Genomic DNA, 20,483 nt, shown 5'->3' with positions numbered 1-20,483 from the left:
GCGACAAACGTTAAATATGCTCAAGTACCTGATGAAGATATTTCACCTGTACGGGCGACAAACGTTAAATATGCTCAAGTACCTGATGAAGACTCATTAACTATTTTGTCAGAAATAAAAGATAGCTTTTATCAAGACTTAAAAACAAAAGAAATTAATGCTAGTAGGTATGCAGCATAATTTAAAAACAACAGATTTAATTAATATTTTTAATTAAATCTGTTCCTTCATTAAAACCCTAAATATTAATTAAATATATTTTACATATTAATTAACTTCTTTAAACAAGATAAAGAATTATTAACTCTACTTAAGGAGCTAAAATTGAATAAAAAAACATTTAGTGATGAATTTATAAATTCAGCATGGAATAAAAAACCTTTTTCTCTAGATATTGAAAAAGATATAGAAATACCTGATGAGAAAGATATATTTCAAGCTCTACTAAAATATAAAACAGACCTGCCGGAACTTCAAAAAATAAACCCATTAGCTGATTTTGTCACAGCAATTAATAATAATCGAACCACAAAAATAAGGGATGATTTTTGTTTAGAAGCAGTAGATTTAACTTTAGATAACTACCTAAATAGAATAGATTTAATTAATAATACTAATGAGTGGTCTATAGCTTATTTTGGTTTACATGGTTCATCTCATGTTATTTGGGATTTTGCAAAAAATTTCATTGACAAACTATCTAAATCAATAGGTTATAGACCAGGTGGTAGAGTGGATGTTGATTGTTTCATTGGCAAATATTCCTCAACGCCAAGTGGAATACATGCAGATGATGCTCATAATTTTGGTTTTAGCATCAGAAATGGTAAAACAATGCTAACATGGGATTCTTCCAGAAGTGATCTAGCCAAATTAAAATATCCACACTATGAACATGCTAGAAATGACGCTATTCCTCTTTTAAATACAATAGATAAAATTTGTTATTTTCCTTTCGATGCATTTCATATAGCTGAAACTCCAAAGGAAATATCATTAAATATAAATATATCTCTTTGGCATTGTTCAGATGATGCTAAAGATAGTATCGATTATATTAATACTTTCTTAAAACATGATGAATCTTTAATTAACGACATCTCTTGTAATGGCGAAATTACACTTAATGATGAAGATATTTTAAATTTAGTTACTTTAAAAAATAAAATAATGGATGGAAGTATTGAGCGCCATATGGCTATGAAAAAACTACTTATTAATACAACATCAGGCATGAAAGTAAAAAGACCAAAGGATAATGATGAATTCGATATCAACAAACCTATTTTAATTAAAGATACTGCTTCGATTCAATGGTATATCAATAATGATAGAGACTTAATAATATTAGCAGTAAATGGATACTTTTTATTCATTGAATACTCTAAAAAAAATATTGAACTGTTAGTTTTTTTAGCCTCCAATTCAGGAAAAGAATTTAATTATTATGATATTAGCAAGTTATTTAATATTGACTCTTCAAATATATTTAAAGAGTTGAAAAATTTTGGACTTCTTGGGAATATTTAGCTTAAAATGAAAATATCAAATCCAAAAAAGACAATGAGTTATAAAAATTACTTTCTTTTATTACTCATTTTCATATCAAGCTTTTATGATGAAATAGGTAGTTTTTTATTATCTTTTTCAAAAGCTGGCAACAACAGTTTACATGGTATTTCTATATTGATGACAGGTGCTATTTTAGGTGGTGTCATCTCAACATTTATAATACCTAAAATACTTGACAAATTTAGTATAAAGCTTCTAATCCCAATTTCATTTTTATTGGGTGCCTTTATATTCATCACATGCTTATTTGTAAATGAAAGTTTTTTAATTTATTTTACAACCTTCTTTCTGGGCTTTATTAACAATGTTTTTTGGGTTTCTGTCTCAGCATTTGTTAAGTTGAATTTTGGTCAGAACTTATTAGAAGTAAATTCTATAATACAGTCAATAAAAAATGCAGGATATATTGCTGGCCCAGCCTTAGCTGGAATTTCTCTTGGCTTAATTGGTCTTGAAAAATCTTTCTTATTAATTATTACTCTTAATATAATTGCATTTATTTTTTGTCTCAATTTAAAAATACCCAAAGAAGAAAAAAATCATAATAATGTACTAAAGAAGGAAAGTAGCTTAATAGAAGGTTTGGGAATAATCCTTAAAAATAAATTAGTTAGAAACACACTACTACCTTTATCTATCACAATAATGCTTTCATCAAGTATGAATGTTATTTATATGAATATTGGTATTATTCAATTAAAATATTCATACTTTAAATATGGAATTCTTTCTGCCTCCTTAAGCATAGGTTTATTAATAGGCCCTATTTTTCTTTCACGAATATTTTCAAAGTTAGGACTTTCAATGGGCTCATGTACATGCGCATCAATTATTGGAGGATGTATGTTTTTCTTATCATTAAGTAATGTGTTCTACTTTTCTATTTTTATTTTATTTATTTTAGGTCTAGCAAATGGAGTTCAAAATTCCTTAATGGCAACTTTTATAATGAAACATATTCCAGATGAAAAATTAAATTCAGGACTTTCTGCTTATTCACTATTCCTTCAGTTTTTTGTAATGATTGGCTTATTAACAGCTGGATTTATTAAACCTGAAAATGCTATTTTATTTTTAACTTATACAGGAATAATAGTATTTTTTGTTGGAGCAATTTCTGCAATAGTTAATAAAAAAACAAGTATTATCTTTGAAAACACACCCCAAGTATAAGTGAATTATTTAAAAATAGTATAGGAGAATATCGTTGAGAAAATTTGAAAATTTACCTAAGTTTAATAAAGATGAAATTTTACAAGTTATTGAGAGCTTTTTAAAAAAGAAGTCAATGAGCTTAAAAAATATGAAAGATGAAGAAGTATTAATCGTACTTTCTCTAGCTTCATTATGTATTTCAGAAAAATTTACAACTGAACCAGAAGTTAATTTAGCGTTAATAGCATGGCTAAATAACCAAGGTTCTATGCTTCGGGTGGATCATATAGAATTAAGACGGACCTTAATAGATTTAAATTTTTGGCATCGAGATCCATTAAAAGCTTTATATCATCGCACAACTTTAGAGCCCTATCATTTAGCCTTTTCATATCTACAAACTATACTCACAATTGATATTCATCACTACATACAAAACTTTAAATTTTCTGAAGATCAACGGCGTATTGAGAATATGAAAAAATTTGCTAATCAGTCAAAATAATATGAATTAAACTCTTATTATCATTAATCCTAAATATAAATGGCATGACACCTTAGGTAAATTCACAACTTGGGCAAGTATATCTACTTTGCCCCTATCTCCCCAAAAAACCTCTCCACCACCACATCCCGTTCATCCAAACTATTTGAGCTTAAAATCTGGAACATCAAACCATCTATAAGGTTTAAAACCAAGTCAGCATTTGGTTTTAACTCATGAGTTTCTAAACTAAAAATAAGGTCAAAAATCTCATGATGCAGCCATTTTCTATACTCTATTGCCATACGGTAAGCCTGTGGGTAAGCGATTTTAATTTCAAAATAGGCTTTAAGTAAAAGGTAGTACAGGCTATTAAAGTTGGCATGTAAAACGACAATCTCTTTGAGTTTATCTTTTGAAGTGCGGTAACGGCTTGAGTAAATAATGGCGAGCACTTCTTCTTTAAGTTTGCTCTTTTGAAAAGCAATACACATTTCAATAAGATGCTCTTTCGAGCGAAAGTAGTTATAAAGGGAGCCTTTCGGTATTTTGGCTTCTTTGGCAATGAGGTCTACGCCTGCTGTGTGAAACCCATAAGTTGTAAATAGTCGTATAGCAGTTTGAACAACATGTAGTTTTTTCGAAGATATTTCTATATTTGACATAGTTTTACCGTTTTAAGTTCTTGTTGTTTCTAAGTGAGATTAAAAAGCCTGTGCCTTTTATGGGAGAAAAAAGGCACAGCAAAGCCATAAAGACTGTGCTTGGCACATCTCAAGTTTTATTGTTGAAGCAAGTTTTTTAGACGTAGTGATTTAAAGCCTGAAAACCTTACGGCGATCGAGCTGCTTTAAAGTGATTTAAGTGGTGTCGATATAGATTTTGACAGTGACTGCCAATAATTTATGAATATGCATAGCCAACTCCTTCTTTTGGGAGTTCTGCCAAAGCATTATAAATTATGGTGGCAGAACGGAAGCAGGTTGACGGACTGGGTTCGACTTCCAGCACACCCGAAGGTGTCCCACTCCCGTCCTACCGCTACGGGAGGGAACGAGGTGCACACATAAAAGTATCCCTCAGAAAGGAATAATCTGATGCGGTCGAATCATCGGTCCGTCAAAACCGACTGGCAATGTAGGCCAGCCCGCAAATGGTAATCTTGAACAATTAAGGTGTCAATGTGAAATTGGCTAGAAATTATTTAATTAATTATTGTTTTTCATTAGATTAGATATTCTTAATTATAGCCGTTCATATGTCGGCTATAGACCATGAATAAGATGAATTAAAAGGTCTTATTCATTATTTCTGAGTCAAAATGTTACATCCCATACGTGGGCCAAAAGCAACAAATGTCTTAAGTAATCCCTTAATCGCTTTAGGTTGTTGCCCACGGCTAATACGGCGGAATTGGGCAGCGTGCCAAGCCAGTTGTAAATAGGCATCTACAGGTTTATAGCCAATTGAAGGTACATGAGCGGGTTCTATTATCGATTTCCCAGACAAGAGTTGTTTCGCCACATCTGGTTGTGTTGCAAATGGACGAGCCATTCCAACAAGGTCAACTACTCCATCCGCCACAATCTGATTTATAAAACTGGCTTTACGTAACCCACCAGTTAACATGAGTGGTAATTTGCTTTGTTTGCGAAGTGCGGTGGCATAGTCAATAAAATATGCATCACGCTGAGCAGAACGATCTGGTGCATAGCCTAACTGTGCAGGGGATTCATAATTCCCGCCTGAAATCTCTAATAGGTCCATCCCTTCTGCTTCTAAAGCTAATGCAATGTCTATCGATTCTTCCTGACTTAATCCACCTTTTTGAAAATCGGCAGAGTTGAGTTTTACGCTTAATATTTTGTCTTTACCTATTGCAGTTCGTATAGCCTGAACAGTTTCAATCAACATACGGCGTCGGTTTTCAGGACTACCACCCCACTTATCTGTCCGAACATTGGCTAGAGGTGATAAAAATTGTGAGAGTAAATAGCCATGTGCTGCATGCACCTGTACGCCATCAAAGCCAGCTTCAACAGCGAGCCTCGCAGTTTGAGCAAATCGATTGATCTGCTCATATATTTCTGCTTCGGTCATCGCACGAGGAATGCGAATAATATTCATAGCAGGTAAATCAAGCCCAACTGCTGAAGGCGCTATTGGCTTTTTCAAAAGTGGTAAAACCGCAACACGACCGGGGTGGTTAATCTGCATAATAATTTTGCTGCCATTCGCCTGAGCAGACTGGGCCCATAACTTATTTGCTTGCAGAAATTCTGCTGACTCTAAAACCACATTTCGTGGTTCCACAAAAGCACGATGGTCAATCATGACATTGCCCGTGATTAACAACCCTGCTCCACCTCTAGCCCAAGCTGCATATAACTGTTGCAAGTCAATTGTCGGCGAACCATGCCGATCAGCAAGTTGTTCACTCATAGCAGATTTGGCAATTCGGTTTGGAATGGTAATACCACAGGCTAAAGTTAAAGGGCTTGCTAATGTGGGCTTTGGATTGGGTTTTGTCATTTTCTTTCTTCCTAAATTTAAAAATCATTCATTGAGATATATGTCTTTTAATTTCATCATTTGTTCACGGTTATCATGTTGCCAAGGGTGAAAATCTTTAGAATAAAAATCTAAGTAACTGCGGCTAATTTTTCGGATCACACCTTGAGCGCCAAACAAATATTTCAAACCCACATATAGATTTTTAAAATCTTTATTTTTTCCTGAAGCCTTTAAAAGCTCTTTGGTTCCTCTGGTCGTAAGTATTAAAAAAGAAAGCGTGGTTTCTAACATCACCATTCGTAAGAAATAAGGTCTATTCACTAAAGATTGATAGACATCAAACGCCACAGCTTTATGCTCTGTTTCTTCAATGGCATGCCAAGCCCAAATTTTCCGCAACTGAACATCAAACAACGCTAAGTCTTCGGGCGCGATACTAATAAAATAGTCCGCTAAAATTGCCGTTAAATGTTCCATACATACCGTACAAGCCAACTGATGCTCTAAAGAAAATCGTTGCTGTAACATACGGTTCATCTTTTTAAAACGTTTATAAATACGTTCAACTGGATAACCTTTTTTAAGCATGACAGCATTAAGTGCATCATGCTCTTTGCCGTGATGAGCTTCTTGACCAATAAAAGCTCGGACTTGTTTAAGCAAAATAGGATCGCTAATTTTGTCCTGATAATGACGCACACTATAAATAAACTGCCGTTCACCATCTGGAAAAGCACTCGACAAGGCAGTAAATAGCATGGTCAGCAAAGGATTATTTTTAAACCAAAACTCTGGTATTTCATCTGGAAAAGATAAGTCTAACTGGCGCACTGTAATGTCAATTGATGCGGAAATTTTAGAAAAATCTTGTGCTGGCTTTGACTCAAAAACTGCATTCATATTTATTCTCCAGTTATAAAACGCGTGGATTAAACTGGCGTAATAAAAATAACGGCGTGCGTAAACGAGGTATTTGAATCGGTGGAATTAACCCTCCCGACAAATCAACGCGATGTAATCTGGCCTCAATAACTTCACCTAACCCCATACCATGTAAAGGGTCGTTTGCTGTGCCTGTAAAACGTAAGTTCATTTCAACCTGACGCACTTCAACTGGGTGCTCTTTCGGGGTAAATCGAACTTCACGTGGTAAACCAATTCCTAATCCACCCGTAATATTCCGATGCGGCAATCCTAAAACTGGAGGTGCATCATGAATGACTTCACCCAGCTTGGCTTCCATTTCAATGAGTGTTGTACCTCGGCGTGAAGCTTTGCTTAAAATGCGTTTGCCATCATTTTCCCAGCTAATTTCACCCATCTTTTTAGGGTAGCCAAGTAATTCACGGCCAATAATCATGGCGCGGTCATCGTCCAAGATCATCCAAGGACAAAAGATTCCAGTTTTATTACCAACTTTAATATGAATAAATAGACCCGCTTCATGGTAAGCGCCCGTATAGACATTTTCTGGGAAATACGCACAAAACAGATCAGCTCTGGCAGGTTTAACCAGTGTCATTCCAGACGGTAACCAGCGCGCCATCGCTTTTTCATCAACTTCAACGACAGCAGTCAAATATTGAGCATTATGATAAAGCTTATTGCCAAGATTGGCTAAACCCACAGGCACACGTAAGTCATTAATCAACTGTTTCATGGGCTTAATCTCGAAAATACTTGTTTAAGAATGGGCAGCAAGATAATGCGTGGTGTGTAACGCCCACCAAAAGTTTGGGCCTGTGCTACAAACCCCGGAATCACAATTCGACAATTACGCTCCATTCCCTGAATGGCTTCTTTGGCAACGCGTTCTGCGGTTACCCAAACAAAATTGCCACCGACTCCATCAATTTTGGTAATTCCAGCAACTTCATTAAAACCTGTTTTGGTTGGCCCCGGAGCCAGTAGCGTACAGCTAACACCAGTCCCTTTAAGTTCACTATGTAATGACTCGGCAAAAGAATTGGCAAATGCCTTGGTTGCTGCATAAGTTGCGTTGGCTGGAGTCGGCTGATGACCAGAAGTTGACCCTACAATCAGTATCGCTCCAGCTTTTCTTTTAATCATTTGTGGCAACACGGCTAAAGTCAGGTCATGAATTGTCACGGAATTAACTTCAACTTCTTCGCGCTCTCGATCTGCATCTAAGTCTTGTAGGCAACCAAAAGTCGCAAATCCAGCGTTATTACAAAGAATGGCTACTTCAATATTTTCTAAATAATCACGAAATTTAGCTCGCGCCGTCCGATCTCCCAAATCACATGGATATAAATCTACAGATATTTGATATTCGGCTTTTAATTTTTCTGCGAGTACCTCTAATTTTTCTACACGGCGAGCCACTAAAACTAACGAATAACCGCGCATAGCAAACTGTTTTGCTAGCTGTTCACCAATGCCTGATGAAGCGCCAGTAATCACAACTCGAGAGGAAGCTTGTGGAATAGGTAAGCTCATAATTGATGCTCAAAATACAGTAAATTGATTATTCCGAACTTTTAACTTGAGCGTGAGATGTGGATCAGACATACTGATAATCATTTTCGGCCAAAACAAAAAGTAATATGAAAGATCCGTATGGGCTTTCCAAAACCAGCATTCCTATTTCTTATGCGCATTTATTATTAGAAATCATGGTCGACAAAGGATTTTCAGCCCTTGAGATTTTGAAGAAAAGTAAAATTCCCTTAAACCTTTTAGATCAACTAGATGCGCGAATTACCCCTGTGCAGTGGTCTAAGCTAGCGTGGGAAAGCTTGTTATTGTCGAAAGATTCTGGCTTAGGATATGAATATGGACTAAAACTGCGTTTAACTGCTCATGGCCCGATGGGATATGCCCTTATGAGTAGTCCAAACCTTCGTCAAGCCATTGAGGTTTCAACACAATTCTTTAACATGCGATTAAAAGATTATCGTATTGCTTTGCTTGAAAATAATGAGTTTTCTATTATTGAAATAAATGAAACTCACCCGATTGTCAGCAATCAACCCACACAAGTAGAAATACTAAGACGATTTTTTTATGAATGTCTAATGATTGGTGTGATTCAAACTGGCCAATTTCTAATAGAACATGATTTTGCTGAAATCGAGTTATGGGTAGATTGGCCTGAACCTACTTATCACAAAGCCTATCAACACGTATTGCCACCTATTCGCTTTAATCAAGCGACTAATCAAATTCGATATACCCAAAAGCTTCTAGATTTACCCATTAAAATGGCAGATCCGATTGCTTTTAAACAAGCTCTGACGCAGTGTGAAGCTGAACAAATCCGTTTTTCAGAGCAAATTAAAGATATATGCCTGACCGTAAAAGCCGAACTAAACTTAAAACCACAGATTGGTTATCCTTCATTTGATGAAATTGCGACTCGCTTAAACATGTCTAGCCGAACATTACGGCGCCATTTGAACCAAGTCGGTTCTTCATATATTCAACTGCTTGAAGAAGCTCAACAAAAAGAAGCTGAGCATTTGTTACTTCATAGTGATATGGATATACAAGAAATTGCGCTTTATTTGGGCTATATACAACCTACAAATTTCACACGAGCTTTTAAGAAATGGACAGGTCAAACACCAGTTGTATTTAGAAAAAATTCGATATAATTTTCAGAAAGGCACTCTAGTTAGTTGAATTATAAACTTAATAAAATGGGGCTGTGAATACGCCCCATTTTGGTTAAACCTTTCTATTTACTGATTTTTTATTTAAAAATTCCAAGTCATAGATAAGGTTGCCTTTAAAGGTTCACCGGGTTGTACCCATTCATCTGTATAACTTGAAACGTAATAATCTTTATCAAAGATATTATCAGCATTCAACTGTACCCTTAAATCTGGGCGCACTTGCATATACCCACCGACATTAACCACTGTAAACTCAGGCAAACTTGTTCCATTATCAATATAGTTGGCACTACGTTTACCAAAGTAATTGATGTTACCTACTAAGCCAGCTGCCCTTCCAAATAACTCAAACTGATAATCTGCGTTTAAGTTTGCAGTGTGCTTAGGAATATTTTTAAGGCGAGCGCCTTTCGCATCGACTTCACTTTCTAAAACAGAAGCTTTCGTTAACGTATAATTCGCGCCCACATTCAAATGATCGCTAAACTTGTGCTTTAACTCAATTTCAACGCCATGACTTTGGACTCGACCACTATCTACATAACTGTCGGTTATACCTTCAGTCAGTAAGTGTTGTTTATCTAAATCAAAATAAGTTAGACCAAACCAGCTTTGCGGTAAAAATTGGTATTTTGTCCCAATTTCCCAGCTCTTGGTTTTCTCTGGGTCATACAGTCGATTATCTTTATTAAGACCTGTATTTAACTCAAAAGATTTCCCCCAATTACTATAGAAAGAAAGCTTTGTTGTAGGTTGATAGTTCACTCCAACACGTGGACTCAATGGCGTAAATTTTTGCTGAGCCGATATTCCTGTTCTGTAGTCATCAATTTGTTGCTCAAGGCGATTAAAACGCCCTCCAAGCAACAAATTCCATTGATCATTCAAAAAAATCTGGTCTTGTAAGTTCAGTCCCAGCATATTTTGAATTTCTTTGGTATTTTTGGTTGTTCTGGTCAGAGCTAAAATATTTTGTCCGTAAACTGGATTATAAATATTAATCGGGCTAGATGTACCGACTGCATTACGAAGCTGAATCTGGTCAATAGTATAGTGCCCAGCTTCAATGTTTGCGACTACTTCGTGCCTGATTGTTCCTGTATTTAGTTTCCCGCGTAAAATCGACTGGAACTGAAATGTATCTGTTTCAAATTGACGATAACGTCTAAATCGGTTTGCAGTTTGACCATCTGCTGAAATACTCGAAATTTCAGTAGAGGTTCCTTCCCGTTCGCCATGACCGTAGCTTAAAGCTGTCGTGTTATTCCAGTTTTCATTAAATTGATGATTTAACCGTAACTGGTACAGTTGGTCTTTAACTTTAATGTCCCCATCTGAAGGCTCACCCAAAAAGGTCTTTTTGTTGACAACAAATGCCCCGTTTACCATTGGAACACCGCGATCAAACACGCCTTGATGTTCAGAAAATTCTGTATCTAAATTAAGCTGTGTCTGATCTGAAATTTTCCATGCAAGTTGTGGGGCAATAAAATAATGCTGACTGTCGACATGGTCTCTGAAACTCTGATTATTTTCATAAGCCAGTCCAAGCCTATAGGCAACAGCATCATTTAATGCGCCTGTGCTATCTAGTGAAGCTCGATATTCTTCTAATGTACTGCCACTTAAACTTACTTCATTTTTTGGCGTCCATTCTGGTTGTTTGGTGGTAATGTTCATAATGCCACCTATAGCTCCTTGCCCATACATGGCTGCCATAGGTCCTTTTAAAAAATCGATTGCCTGAACATTCACCATATCTCTTGCAGTATGAATACCGCTTAAAGAACTCAAACCATTACGTAAATAGTTTGTTCCCATGTTGGGGTCGGTACTAAAACCACGAAATGAATAGTTATCCCAAAAACCACCACCATAACTGTCTTGATACACCACACCATTAACTAAAGCTAATGCATCACTCAAACGTTGAATATTATTATTTTTAATATCTTGAGCAGATACATGAGACTTAGTAAATGGAACATCTAACAAACTATGGTCAAATTGGGTTAATGCTATTGAAGAATTAGAGTTTTCGCCGCTCTCTTCGGCTTTAACCGTAATTTTTTCTAGTTCGGCAATCTGGCTCTCAGGTTGGCTTTGTGCCATGGCTGACATAGAAAATTGAGCAAATAAAATGCTCCACGCAAGTGGATGAAGTAAAAATTTAGACATGACAAACTCTGTTTAGTAATTAAATAGGAACAGACACGTACCTAGTAATGAATTAAGCAAAACAAAGTTGTTTAGGTGGGGCTCGCCCTTGCGGTGAAAGAAATAAGCGTCTTAAATAAAATAATATATAACTTAACGTTGCCAGCATAATAAAGCGAACAACGACACCAATTGCAAACAAGGTGAACTTGAAGCCATCAATATTTGCAATGTGGCTATAGAGATAACAAAAATGACAGCTTAAGCTTGAGTCGTGCTGAACGTTTTTGTTTAAGAGCTTTTCATGAGAATCATTTTTTATATGATGAGATAGATGTTGTTCAGGTTGCATACTTGAATGATTCATCATTTCACTAATTTGTTCACATACCATTTGCTGATGCATTTCGCTGGGCAATAGGCTTTGCCAGAACACGAGGTTCTGTAGCAATATTGCTAGTAAGCCGATTAAGAGCCCAAACCGATACATGAAAAATTAGTCTCATCAAAGTGCTGTGAAAAATAGCATATTTTTTTTAATATATTCAGTAATCTTCGGCTCTCATCTTCATTTTTTTAAAAATTTTGAATAATTTTTTTACTTATACACAAAAGATAACTTGCTCTCTTTCATTATTTTTATATATGATTGAGTAATCACTCAATTAAACTATTTTACATGGCTCGTCCTCGTAGTGAAGATAAACGTAATGCCATTTTAAGTGCTGCTATTGAAACATTAGCAGAGCTTGGCGAACGTGCGTCTACCTCAAAAATTGCAAAAGTTGCTGGCGTGGCAGAAGGTACTTTATTTACCTATTTTAGTAATAAAGAAGAATTGCTGAACCAGTTATATCTTTCACTAAAGGCTGAGCTACGTCAGGTCATGATGCTTAGTTACCCGATTAACGCTGACCTGCAAACACAAATGTCACATATCTGGCAAAGCTATTTGGACTGGAGTTTAGAAGCTCCGCTTAAGCGTAAAGTCATGGCACAGCTTTCAACTTCGGAACAAATTACCGAACAAAGCAAACAAATTGGCATGCAAACCTTTTGTGACCTCACCCAAAACATTCAAGAACGTATTAACGATGGCAAATTAAGAGATTATCCACCGTTATTTATTGCTTCGATTTTAGGTGCGCTTGCAGAAGTTACTCTTAATTTTATTGCCCAAGACCCTTCTCAAGCCGAGCGTTATCGCAAATCTGGCTTTGAAGCGTTTTGGCATGCAGTTTCAATATAGATAAAAGAGTAAGGATGCACGGCGTCCTTATTTTTAAACCAATTAATGAGTGAGTAAGTACTCATTTAATTAAATCAAAATAAGTACTTAGCCCCAAGTTCTTATCTGCATATATAGGTTTGTTCCAATAAGGAAAAATAAGATGACTATTTCAAACACAACAGACTTGCCTTCTCCCTTAATGCCATCTCAGCAGCATAATGGCAAATTTAGAAATACGCGTCCAAACCAACACAAGCCTTCTTTTGGCAAAACGCTCCAACTCATGTGGAAGTTTCTATTTAACAAGCCAAAAGATACAGTACCCAACAAAGAAATTCCTGTTTTAAGCTTAACCAAAGAACAGCTTTTAACTGCGCCTGACCGCTCTCTATTTCGTTTAGGCCACTCAACCATTTTGTTAAAACTGCAAAATGAGTTTTGGTTAACCGACCCTGTTTTCTCGGATCGTGCTTCACCTTTTCAGTGGATTGGTCCAAAACGTTTTCACCAGCCACCAATTAGCATCGCCGACTTACCGCCGATTAAAGGCGTGATTTTGTCGCATAACCACTACGACCACCTCGACTATCATGCAGTGATGCAACTGAACGATAAAGTTGAGCATTTCTTAACACCACTTGGTGTGGGTGACACGCTCATTAAATGGGGAATTCCAGCAGAAAAAGTTCAACAACTTGATTGGTGGGATACTACCCATGTGGATGGACTAAAATTGGTGGCTACCCCTGCTCATCATTTTTCAGGCCGTGGTATGGGCGATAGCAATGCGACCCTTTGGGCTTCGTGGGTGATTATTGATAATGACTTACGGGTATTTTTCAGTGGTGACACAGGCTATTTCGATGGCTTTAAAGAGATTGGACATCGTTATGGTCCATTTGATTTGACCATGTTAGAAACAGGTGCTTACGACCCTGAATGGCCCGATGTTCATATGCAACCAGAGCAAACTTTACAAGCACATATCGACTTAAAAGGTCGTCATTTGTTGCCTGTGCACAATGGTACTTTTGACTTGGCGCTTCATGCTTGGGATGACCCGTTTGAACGTATTGTTGGTTTAGCTCAAGAAAATGCGTTAGCGATTAGCACACCGCAAATGGGACAACTTTTGAACTTAAACGAGCCGAATGTTGAAAATTATTGGTGGCGTTCATAGTTTGATATAAATAAGCCGAACACTCCATTTGCAGTATTCGGCTTATCTTATTTATAACTTTGAATAATTTTCACGAAGCACTCTTTTCAAGCGTTTCTATAATTGCTAAAGCCGTCTTCTTAGCTGAAAACGGGTTTTGACCAGTAATCAAGTTGCCATCTTGAACGACATAAGGCGCGAATGGAATAAAAGCCTTTTCATAACGAGCGCCATATTCTTTAGCGAGCTCTTCGGCATTGTACGGCACTTTTTTCGCAACCCCTGCCAGAACCTCTTCACTCCAAGCAAAGCCTGTTAACTTTTTGCCTTCTATGAGTCGTTTGCCATTTGAAAGTCTGACGTTAAGCAAGCCACAATAGCCATGACAAACACTAGAAACGATGCCGCCATTTTCATAAATGTTTTTGGTGATTTCTTGCAGTTCAGGGTTATCTAAAAAATCCCACATCACACCGTGACCACCCGTATAGTAGATCACGTCATAGTCTTGCCAATGGATATCTGAAGGCTTAAATGTATTTGCCAGCAGCATTATAAAAGATTGATCTTTTTCTCGATCTTTAACAGATTTATCTGCAACTAAAGGCAAAAGTGACTTAGGTTCAATCGGTGTTTTACCACCATTTGGGCTAACAATATCTTGTATATAACCTTGCTTTTCAAACTCATCATAGGCATGGGTAAGTTCGCCTAACCATAGCCCTGTTGGTTCATCAACATCCTTATAGCGTGAAATATTCGTCACGACATGTAATATGCGTTTAGACATTTTTTTCACCTCATTTCCATATTTATAATTCTATTCTTATATCTATCAAAGCATAGAAAGCTGTTACTGAAAGTGTGTGCTTGGTAAAGTTATGAACCTTGCTTTTAAGTGACTATAAGTCTAAAGTTAACTTGAATGTCAATAGAGTCTATAGCTATGAATATTAGCGAGTTATCGAAATTAAGCGGCTTAAGCACCCCTACAATTCGTTATTACGAGCAAATCAAACTCTTACCTAAAGCAAAAAGAAAATCAAATGGTTATCGTGAATATACCGATAACGATTTGAAGCAGCTTTCTTTGATTCAGCAAGCCCAGCAAGTTGGTTTTTCTTTAGCAGAAATTAAAGCTTTTTTGCCTTCAAAAGTTGCCACTTGGAACCATGACGCACTCATCCAAACCATTGAATTAAAAATTCAGGAAATAGAACTTTTAGAACAAAAGCTAAAGGTGAGTAAGCAAAACTTACGTACCATGATTGATGCAATCAACAACAAACCCGATGAAATTACCTGCGAGCAAAATGCAGAACGTCTCATGAATCTCTATTTCGATAAAGCAAAAACACCGTAATTTTTTAACAACTCTATTGACCTTAAAGCGTGCTTTAAACATACGATTGGCTACAGGTGATAAATGAGGAGCCTGTCATGTTTAAAGTTTGGAATTTTCAGCGTTGTTTAACCATTATTTTTGCCATTTTTTTGACTACAGATGTGGTACATGCCGCAGAGTCAGATAAAGCTCAAAGCCTTGCCAAAGCAAATGGAAAAATTTTAGTCGTAATGACCAACCACTCAGCTTATCCTTCTCGTTCAGATAAAACAGGACTTTGGCTAACCGAACTCACTCATTTTTATGATGTTGCATTAGCTGCTGGCTATGAAATGGACTTTGTAAGTCCTTTAGGTGGTGAAGTGCCTCTAGATGAACGTAGCTTAAAGTCTATTTACCTAGACAAATCTGCTCGTCAGCATTTAGCCGACCCAGCATTTATGTATCGGTTAAAGACAACATTAGCTCCGAACGCGATTAATCCTACCCAGTACAAAGCTATTTACTATACTGGCGGACACGGCACCATGTGGGATTTCCCAAACAATAAAGCTTTACAAAACATTAGCGAACAGATCTATCGCCAAGGTGGAGTCGTTTCAGCGGTCTGTCACGGCGTGGGTGGTTTATTGCCTTTACAGGATGAAAATGGCAAACCATTAATTGCAGGTAGAACTGTTACTGGTTTTGCAAATATAGAGGAAACACTTTCAGGTATTAAGTCTCAAGTTCCATTTTCTTTACAAAATGGTCTAATTGAACGTGGTGCAAAATATAAACAAGCATTTATTCCGTTTACCTCGTATGTGGTTTCAGACGACAGAATTATTACTGGACAAAACCCACAGTCGAGTAAAGAAATTGCCGAAGCAGTGGTTAAGCGTTTAAGCAGCATTCAATAAATCGAAAAAGACGAATTACAGACCAACCCTGTAATTCGTCTTTTTCACATAAATATTATAGAAAAAATTAACTTATCTTTTGATAATGAAGAGCTATCGCACCAGAAGCAAAAGTTTTATTTTCAATGAGTTTAAGATTGGTCTTTTCTTGAATACCTTGGAATAGTGGCAAGCCACTACCAATTAGTACAGGTGAAACCGTAATTTTATATTCATCAATTAAACCAAGTTGCATGAGATAGTGCGCGAACCTTGGACTCCCCAGAATCACCATATCCTTACCCGCTTTTTGTTTCAGCTTATTAATTTCTTCTTCGACATGGTCTTTGACCAATCTGGAATTATTCCACTCCACTGTATCTAAGGTAGTTGAAAAAACGATTTTTTCAGTCTTTTCAATCCACTCAGCATGATTTCGTTCATGTTCTGAAGCTTCTGGATTTGAAAGCATGGTTGGCCAGTAATTATGCATCATCTGGTAGGTCGCACGTCCCCAAATCACCGTATCGGCAGTGCTCAAAATTTTTTTTGCATGATTTGCTAAATCGGCATCATAAGCAATCCAGCCTATATCCATTGCACCATTTGGACCTTCCACAAAACTGTCTAGCGATGCATGTAGAAACAGTATGAGTTTTCTCATTATTCTCATTCCTTTGTTATGAAAAATATTTATCACTTTTTAGTATATTCAATTTGAATTATTTCTTATGGAGTGTTTTGTTTTCTGTTTTTCTTTTTATCTATAGAAAGCTATATTTACTTGAAATATTTAAAAAATAACCCGAACAAGAATGACTCCTTATCCGGGTTATCTATAAACATGCTGTTTTAATAAAGACTTGGTTAAGTAATGACTAGCGGACCAGAACCCGGTAACTCAGTCACTAGCTTATAACTCATCAATTTTGCTGGCGTATATGTACCGCCTTTCACGGTATTTTTGAGTAAATAATTCACCACAGTCAGTGAACCATTTACAGTAAGGCTATACGCATTTTCTGTTTGGATGCGGGCAGTTTTGATTTCCCCACGGGTATTTCTTGCCTCACCCCAAACATAGGTAGGTACTTTCGCGCGAAGCTCTTCATTTGGTCCCACGACTGTTTTTTCAATACGCGACTTAATAAACTTCTGCACAGCATTAATTTTTAATACTGGGCGTAAATAGTTCATCATTTTGGCGCCAAAAATCATTTTAGGAAATGCAGGTACAAACACTTCAATGTTTGGAATGCCGGTTGTATAGAACGCTGTAGATACGTCTCCCCACGGAACACTCATAGCACTTTTTTTACCGTCACCAAAATCAATGGTTCGAACATAATGTGCTAATGGAACGGTGGTAATTTTTCCGTTCTTACGAATTTTTCCGCCTTCGGCCATGCCTTCTGTACTTGTTTTAGCAGTACCCGGTGAAAACCCTGTTCTAGAGTCAAAACCAAGTGCTAAATGGGTCGCATCTGGCAATGCTTCTTTGAGCGCGGCAGCAACACAGTCTGTCGGGATTACATCGAAACCAACACCCGGACAAAGCACAATATCGGCTTTTTCAGCTTGGCTGTTAAGTGACTGTGCTAATTCAAATACAGCAATTTCACCGGTAATATCTAAATAGTGAGCGCCGACATTTATACAAGCTTCCATCATGGGTTTTGATGTTGCAGAAAATGGCCCTGCACAGTGCATGACCAGTTTAAAACCTTGGAGTTGCTCACTGACCGCATTTACGTTATCAAGTCCAAAAGCTTTATAGTCAAGTCCCAACTCTTGAGCAAGTGCTTCAACCTTAGCTTTGTTACGGCCAGCCAAAGTCGGTTTTAGACCTTGGCGTACAGCTTCACGAGCGATTAACTCGCCCGTGTAGCCATTTGCTCCATAAATTATCCAGTTTGAATCGTTAGGATTTGTCATAACACAACTCACTTATTAAGAAGCAAATGTATAGTCACGCATGCCTTTTTTGTATTGGCGGGTACGGCATGACATCGCTGATTGTTGCAAAATTAAAGCCCAAGCTGGTGAAACATTTGGTTTTGTTTTTTTACCAGCACTTAAATTACGTAACTGGAATTTGACCACAGCCATATTGGCAAGTGAAGCCAATGTTTTATTTTCCCATGTAATTGGTTTGAGTTCAGGTGAAATATTTTGGCCTTGTTTCCAAGCATTTGGCAAATTAGGTTCAATGGCTAAAGCTGTGGCAATACCGACCATATCTACACCACTTTCAATTACTTTTTCTGCCACTTGTTTACGGCGTATGCCACCTGTCACCATAACAGGCATTTTGGCAACTTTACGAATTTCTTGTGCAAATTCTAAAAAGTAAGCTTCACGGGCAAGTGTACGACCATCACGTGCTTGGCCTTGCATTGCAGGCGCTTCATAGCTACCGCCTGAAAGTTCAACCAAATCGACTGAATGCTCATTTAACATTTTAACCACTTGCTGAGCATCTTCAGCGCTAAAACCGCCACGCTGGAAATCGGCTGAATTTAGTTTCACTGCAACCGTAAACTGTGGTGAAACTACTTTACGAACTGCTTCAACAATCTCAATTAAAATACGAGCGCGGTTTTCTAAAGAACCACCCCAACGATCTTGGCGTTTATTGCTGAGTGGAGAAAGAAACTGGCTTAATAAATACCCATGCGCTGCATGAATTTCCACACCAGTAAATCCTGCTTTTTCACCTAAACGTGCCGTGTTTGCAAAACGCTGAATCACTTCTGCAATCATCGATTCAGTCATTTCGATTGGCGTATTAAAGCGATTTGACATTTTTCCTAAATCTAAAGCGACAGCAGAAGGCGCCCATGTTTGTTGCCCTAAATTTGACTGCATTTGACGACCGGGATGATTAATTTGAAGCCAAACCTGAGCACCTTTGGAACGGCTAATTTGTGCCCATTTTTTAAAAGTATCCAGATGCTTTTCATCCTCAAGTACTACGCCGCCCGGTCCAGTCATCGCTCGGCGGTCTACCATCACATTTCCGGTAATGATTAGACCTACACCACCATTTGCCCAAGCCTGATATAGACGCATTAATTCTTCTGATGGTGCATGGTTTAAATCAGCCATATTTTCTTCCATTGCCGCTTTAGCAATACGGTTAGGAACATATGAGCCATTTGGGAATACTAATTTTTCGAACACTTTCATTGGAATGACCTCATTCAGTATGGCTTTACTTTAAGATTAAAGCTAACTTTAATGTCAACACCTTTTCGCACTTCTATATTTAATTAATTGAATTTATTATTTTTATATAAAAAAAGAGGCACTTAATGTGCCTCTTTTTTTTAAAGTTTAAAGCTTTAAATTATTCACGGATAAACGCCAATAAGTCCGCATTAATTACTTCATGGTTTACGGTTAACATACCGTGAGAAAAACCTGGGTAGATTTTGAGTTGGCTATTTTGAAGTAACTCAGCAGATTTCACACCAGACGTCTTATAAGGCACGATCTGGTCATCGTCACCATGTAACACTAAAACAGGAATGGTGATTTTCTTTAAATCTTCGGTAAAGTCAGTTTGTGAGAATGCCACAATACCATCGTAATGTGCTTTTGCACTGCCTGTCATACCCTGACGCCACCAGTTAGCAATAATACCTTCAGATGGCTTCGCATCTGGTCGGTTAAAACCATAGAACGGGCCAGATGGAAGGTCTCGGAAAAATTGTGCACGGTTTGTGAGAACCTGATTTTGCAGATCGTCAAAAACTTCTTTCGGTAAACCTTCAGGATTATTTTCAGTTTTAACCATCAATGGCGGAACTGCACTCACAAGAACAGCTTTCTTAACATTTTCCTGACCATGACGCGCAATATAGTGAGCTACTTCACCGCCACCTGTTGAGTGGCCAATATGAATTGCATTTTTAATATTCAGATGTTTAACCACTTCTGCAACGTCATCTGCATAATGGTCCATATCGTGGCCATCCCACACCTGACTCGAACGCCCATGTCCACGGCGGTCATGAGCAACTACACGAAAACCTTCTTTAAGGAAAAAAAGTAATTGAGTATCCCAATCATCTGAACTTAAAGGCCAACCGTGATGAAAAAATAATACTTGGGCATCGCGTGGACCCCAATCTTTATAAAAAATTTCTACGCCGTCTTTTGTGGTTACATATCCCATCTTTGTTCTCCTGATGAAAAACTGCTTGTTGATTCGTTATAAGAGTTTAGATAGTTATACTAAGCTTAAAGTTAACTTTAAGGTCAATCACCTTAATTGTATTTTTAAAATAAAATTTATATGAAAGTACCGCCTTAAATTCTTCTCATCTTTCCCCTTTTTTATTT

Annotated in this window: 21 protein-coding genes; 9 read left to right on the top strand and 12 right to left on the bottom strand. The window is 37.2% G+C overall.

Annotated features, from left to right (window positions below):
• The 4 genes from B554_RS18975 to B554_RS0116040 all read left to right on the top strand — a co-directional run.
• Nucleotides 1-180, top strand: a 180-nt coding sequence (locus B554_RS18975; protein WP_029767936.1) for a hypothetical protein, incomplete at its 5' end; no start/stop codon positions are given.
• A gap of 144 nt (nucleotides 181-324) precedes the next feature.
• Nucleotides 325-1,530, top strand: coding sequence for a hypothetical protein (locus tag B554_RS0116050; protein ID WP_019458852.1), 1,206 nt, complete (start codon nucleotides 325-327; stop codon nucleotides 1,528-1,530).
• 6 nt (nucleotides 1,531-1,536) lie between these two features.
• Nucleotides 1,537-2,745, top strand: a complete 1,209-nt coding sequence (locus B554_RS0116045) for an MFS transporter (protein WP_019458851.1) — start codon at nucleotides 1,537-1,539, stop codon at nucleotides 2,743-2,745.
• 34 nt (nucleotides 2,746-2,779) lie between these two features.
• Nucleotides 2,780-3,232 carry a hypothetical protein gene (locus B554_RS0116040; protein ID WP_019458850.1) on the top strand — a complete coding sequence of 151 codons (453 nt, stop codon included), beginning with the start codon at nucleotides 2,780-2,782 and terminating at the stop codon, nucleotides 3,230-3,232.
• Nucleotides 3,233-3,315: 83 nt separating this feature from the next.
• Here B554_RS0116040 and B554_RS0116035 read toward each other — a convergent pair whose 3' ends face one another.
• The 5 genes from B554_RS0116035 to B554_RS0116015 form a co-directional block, all read right to left on the bottom strand.
• Complete coding sequence (locus B554_RS0116035; RefSeq protein WP_019458849.1) at nucleotides 3,316-3,876, bottom strand: TetR/AcrR family transcriptional regulator; 561 nt, start codon at nucleotides 3,874-3,876, stop codon at nucleotides 3,316-3,318.
• Between the two features lie 640 nt (nucleotides 3,877-4,516).
• Nucleotides 4,517-5,743: an NADH:flavin oxidoreductase/NADH oxidase family protein gene (locus B554_RS0116030; protein ID WP_019458848.1), complete on the bottom strand. Its 1,227-nt coding sequence runs from the start codon at nucleotides 5,741-5,743 to the stop codon at nucleotides 4,517-4,519.
• A 24-nt stretch (nucleotides 5,744-5,767) separates the two neighbouring features.
• Entirely contained in the window at nucleotides 5,768-6,625 is an 858-nt protein-coding gene (locus B554_RS0116025; protein ID WP_019458847.1) for a metal-dependent hydrolase, read from the bottom strand.
• Nucleotides 6,626-6,638: 13 nt separating this feature from the next.
• Complete coding sequence (locus B554_RS0116020; RefSeq protein WP_019458846.1) at nucleotides 6,639-7,385, bottom strand: acetoacetate decarboxylase family protein; 747 nt, start codon at nucleotides 7,383-7,385, stop codon at nucleotides 6,639-6,641.
• A complete protein-coding gene (locus tag B554_RS0116015; RefSeq protein WP_019458845.1) occupies nucleotides 7,382-8,185 on the bottom strand; it encodes an SDR family NAD(P)-dependent oxidoreductase in 804 nt (267 codons plus the stop codon). Before B554_RS0116015 ends, B554_RS0116020 begins: the two co-directional genes overlap by 4 nt.
• Before the next feature lie 107 nt (nucleotides 8,186-8,292).
• Between B554_RS0116015 and B554_RS0116010 the strand changes: the two genes are divergently transcribed.
• The gene (locus B554_RS0116010) at nucleotides 8,293-9,342 is read left to right on the top strand and encodes an AraC family transcriptional regulator (protein ID WP_019458844.1); all 1,050 of its coding nucleotides are present in this window, start codon (nucleotides 8,293-8,295) and stop codon (nucleotides 9,340-9,342) included.
• A 102-nt stretch (nucleotides 9,343-9,444) separates the two neighbouring features.
• Here B554_RS0116010 and B554_RS0116005 read toward each other — a convergent pair whose 3' ends face one another.
• Both B554_RS0116005 and B554_RS0116000 read right to left on the bottom strand, forming a co-directional pair.
• The gene (locus B554_RS0116005) at nucleotides 9,445-11,541 is read right to left on the bottom strand and encodes a TonB-dependent receptor (RefSeq protein WP_019458843.1); all 2,097 of its coding nucleotides are present in this window, start codon (nucleotides 11,539-11,541) and stop codon (nucleotides 9,445-9,447) included.
• 52 nt (nucleotides 11,542-11,593) lie between these two features.
• A complete protein-coding gene (locus B554_RS0116000) occupies nucleotides 11,594-12,010 on the bottom strand; it encodes a DUF2946 domain-containing protein (protein WP_019458842.1) in 417 nt (138 codons plus the stop codon).
• Between the two features lie 189 nt (nucleotides 12,011-12,199).
• On the opposite strand from B554_RS0116000, the gene B554_RS0115995 reads away from it, so the two are divergent.
• Nucleotides 12,200-12,769, top strand: a complete 570-nt coding sequence (locus tag B554_RS0115995; RefSeq protein ID WP_019458841.1) for a TetR/AcrR family transcriptional regulator — start codon at nucleotides 12,200-12,202, stop codon at nucleotides 12,767-12,769.
• 142 nt (nucleotides 12,770-12,911) lie between these two features.
• Nucleotides 12,912-13,931, top strand: a complete 1,020-nt coding sequence (locus B554_RS0115990) for an MBL fold metallo-hydrolase (RefSeq protein WP_019458840.1) — start codon at nucleotides 12,912-12,914, stop codon at nucleotides 13,929-13,931.
• Between the two features lie 70 nt (nucleotides 13,932-14,001).
• On the opposite strand, the gene B554_RS0115985 is transcribed toward B554_RS0115990, so the two are convergent.
• Nucleotides 14,002-14,700, bottom strand: a complete 699-nt coding sequence (locus B554_RS0115985) for a type 1 glutamine amidotransferase domain-containing protein (protein WP_019458839.1) — start codon at nucleotides 14,698-14,700, stop codon at nucleotides 14,002-14,004.
• Nucleotides 14,701-14,856: 156 nt separating this feature from the next.
• On the opposite strand from B554_RS0115985, the gene B554_RS0115980 reads away from it, so the two are divergent.
• Nucleotides 14,857-15,273, top strand: coding sequence for a MerR family transcriptional regulator (locus B554_RS0115980; protein WP_004701448.1), 417 nt, complete (start codon nucleotides 14,857-14,859; stop codon nucleotides 15,271-15,273).
• A gap of 77 nt (nucleotides 15,274-15,350) precedes the next feature.
• Nucleotides 15,351-16,157, top strand: coding sequence for a type 1 glutamine amidotransferase domain-containing protein (locus tag B554_RS0115975; RefSeq protein WP_019458838.1), 807 nt, complete (start codon nucleotides 15,351-15,353; stop codon nucleotides 16,155-16,157).
• A gap of 67 nt (nucleotides 16,158-16,224) precedes the next feature.
• Here B554_RS0115975 and B554_RS0115970 read toward each other — a convergent pair whose 3' ends face one another.
• From B554_RS0115970 to B554_RS0115955, 4 genes are all read right to left on the bottom strand, one after another.
• Nucleotides 16,225-16,800 (bottom strand): dihydrofolate reductase family protein, encoded by a 576-nt coding sequence (locus B554_RS0115970; protein WP_019458837.1) that lies wholly within the window; start codon nucleotides 16,798-16,800, stop codon nucleotides 16,225-16,227.
• A gap of 203 nt (nucleotides 16,801-17,003) precedes the next feature.
• Entirely contained in the window at nucleotides 17,004-18,071 is a 1,068-nt protein-coding gene (locus tag B554_RS0115965; RefSeq protein WP_019458836.1) for a saccharopine dehydrogenase family protein, read from the bottom strand.
• A 15-nt stretch (nucleotides 18,072-18,086) separates the two neighbouring features.
• A complete protein-coding gene (locus tag B554_RS0115960; RefSeq protein ID WP_019458835.1) occupies nucleotides 18,087-19,325 on the bottom strand; it encodes an NADH:flavin oxidoreductase/NADH oxidase family protein in 1,239 nt (412 codons plus the stop codon).
• 160 nt (nucleotides 19,326-19,485) lie between these two features.
• Nucleotides 19,486-20,316, bottom strand: coding sequence for an alpha/beta fold hydrolase (locus B554_RS0115955; RefSeq protein ID WP_000542615.1), 831 nt, complete (start codon nucleotides 20,314-20,316; stop codon nucleotides 19,486-19,488).
• Nucleotides 20,317-20,483: the final 167 nt, after the last annotated feature.

The sequence above is a fragment of the Acinetobacter sp. GG2 genome, from assembly GCF_000292385.1.
Lineage (GTDB): Bacteria > Pseudomonadota > Gammaproteobacteria > Pseudomonadales > Moraxellaceae > Acinetobacter > Acinetobacter seifertii.
This window is presented reverse-complemented; position numbering and strand designations above follow the sequence as displayed.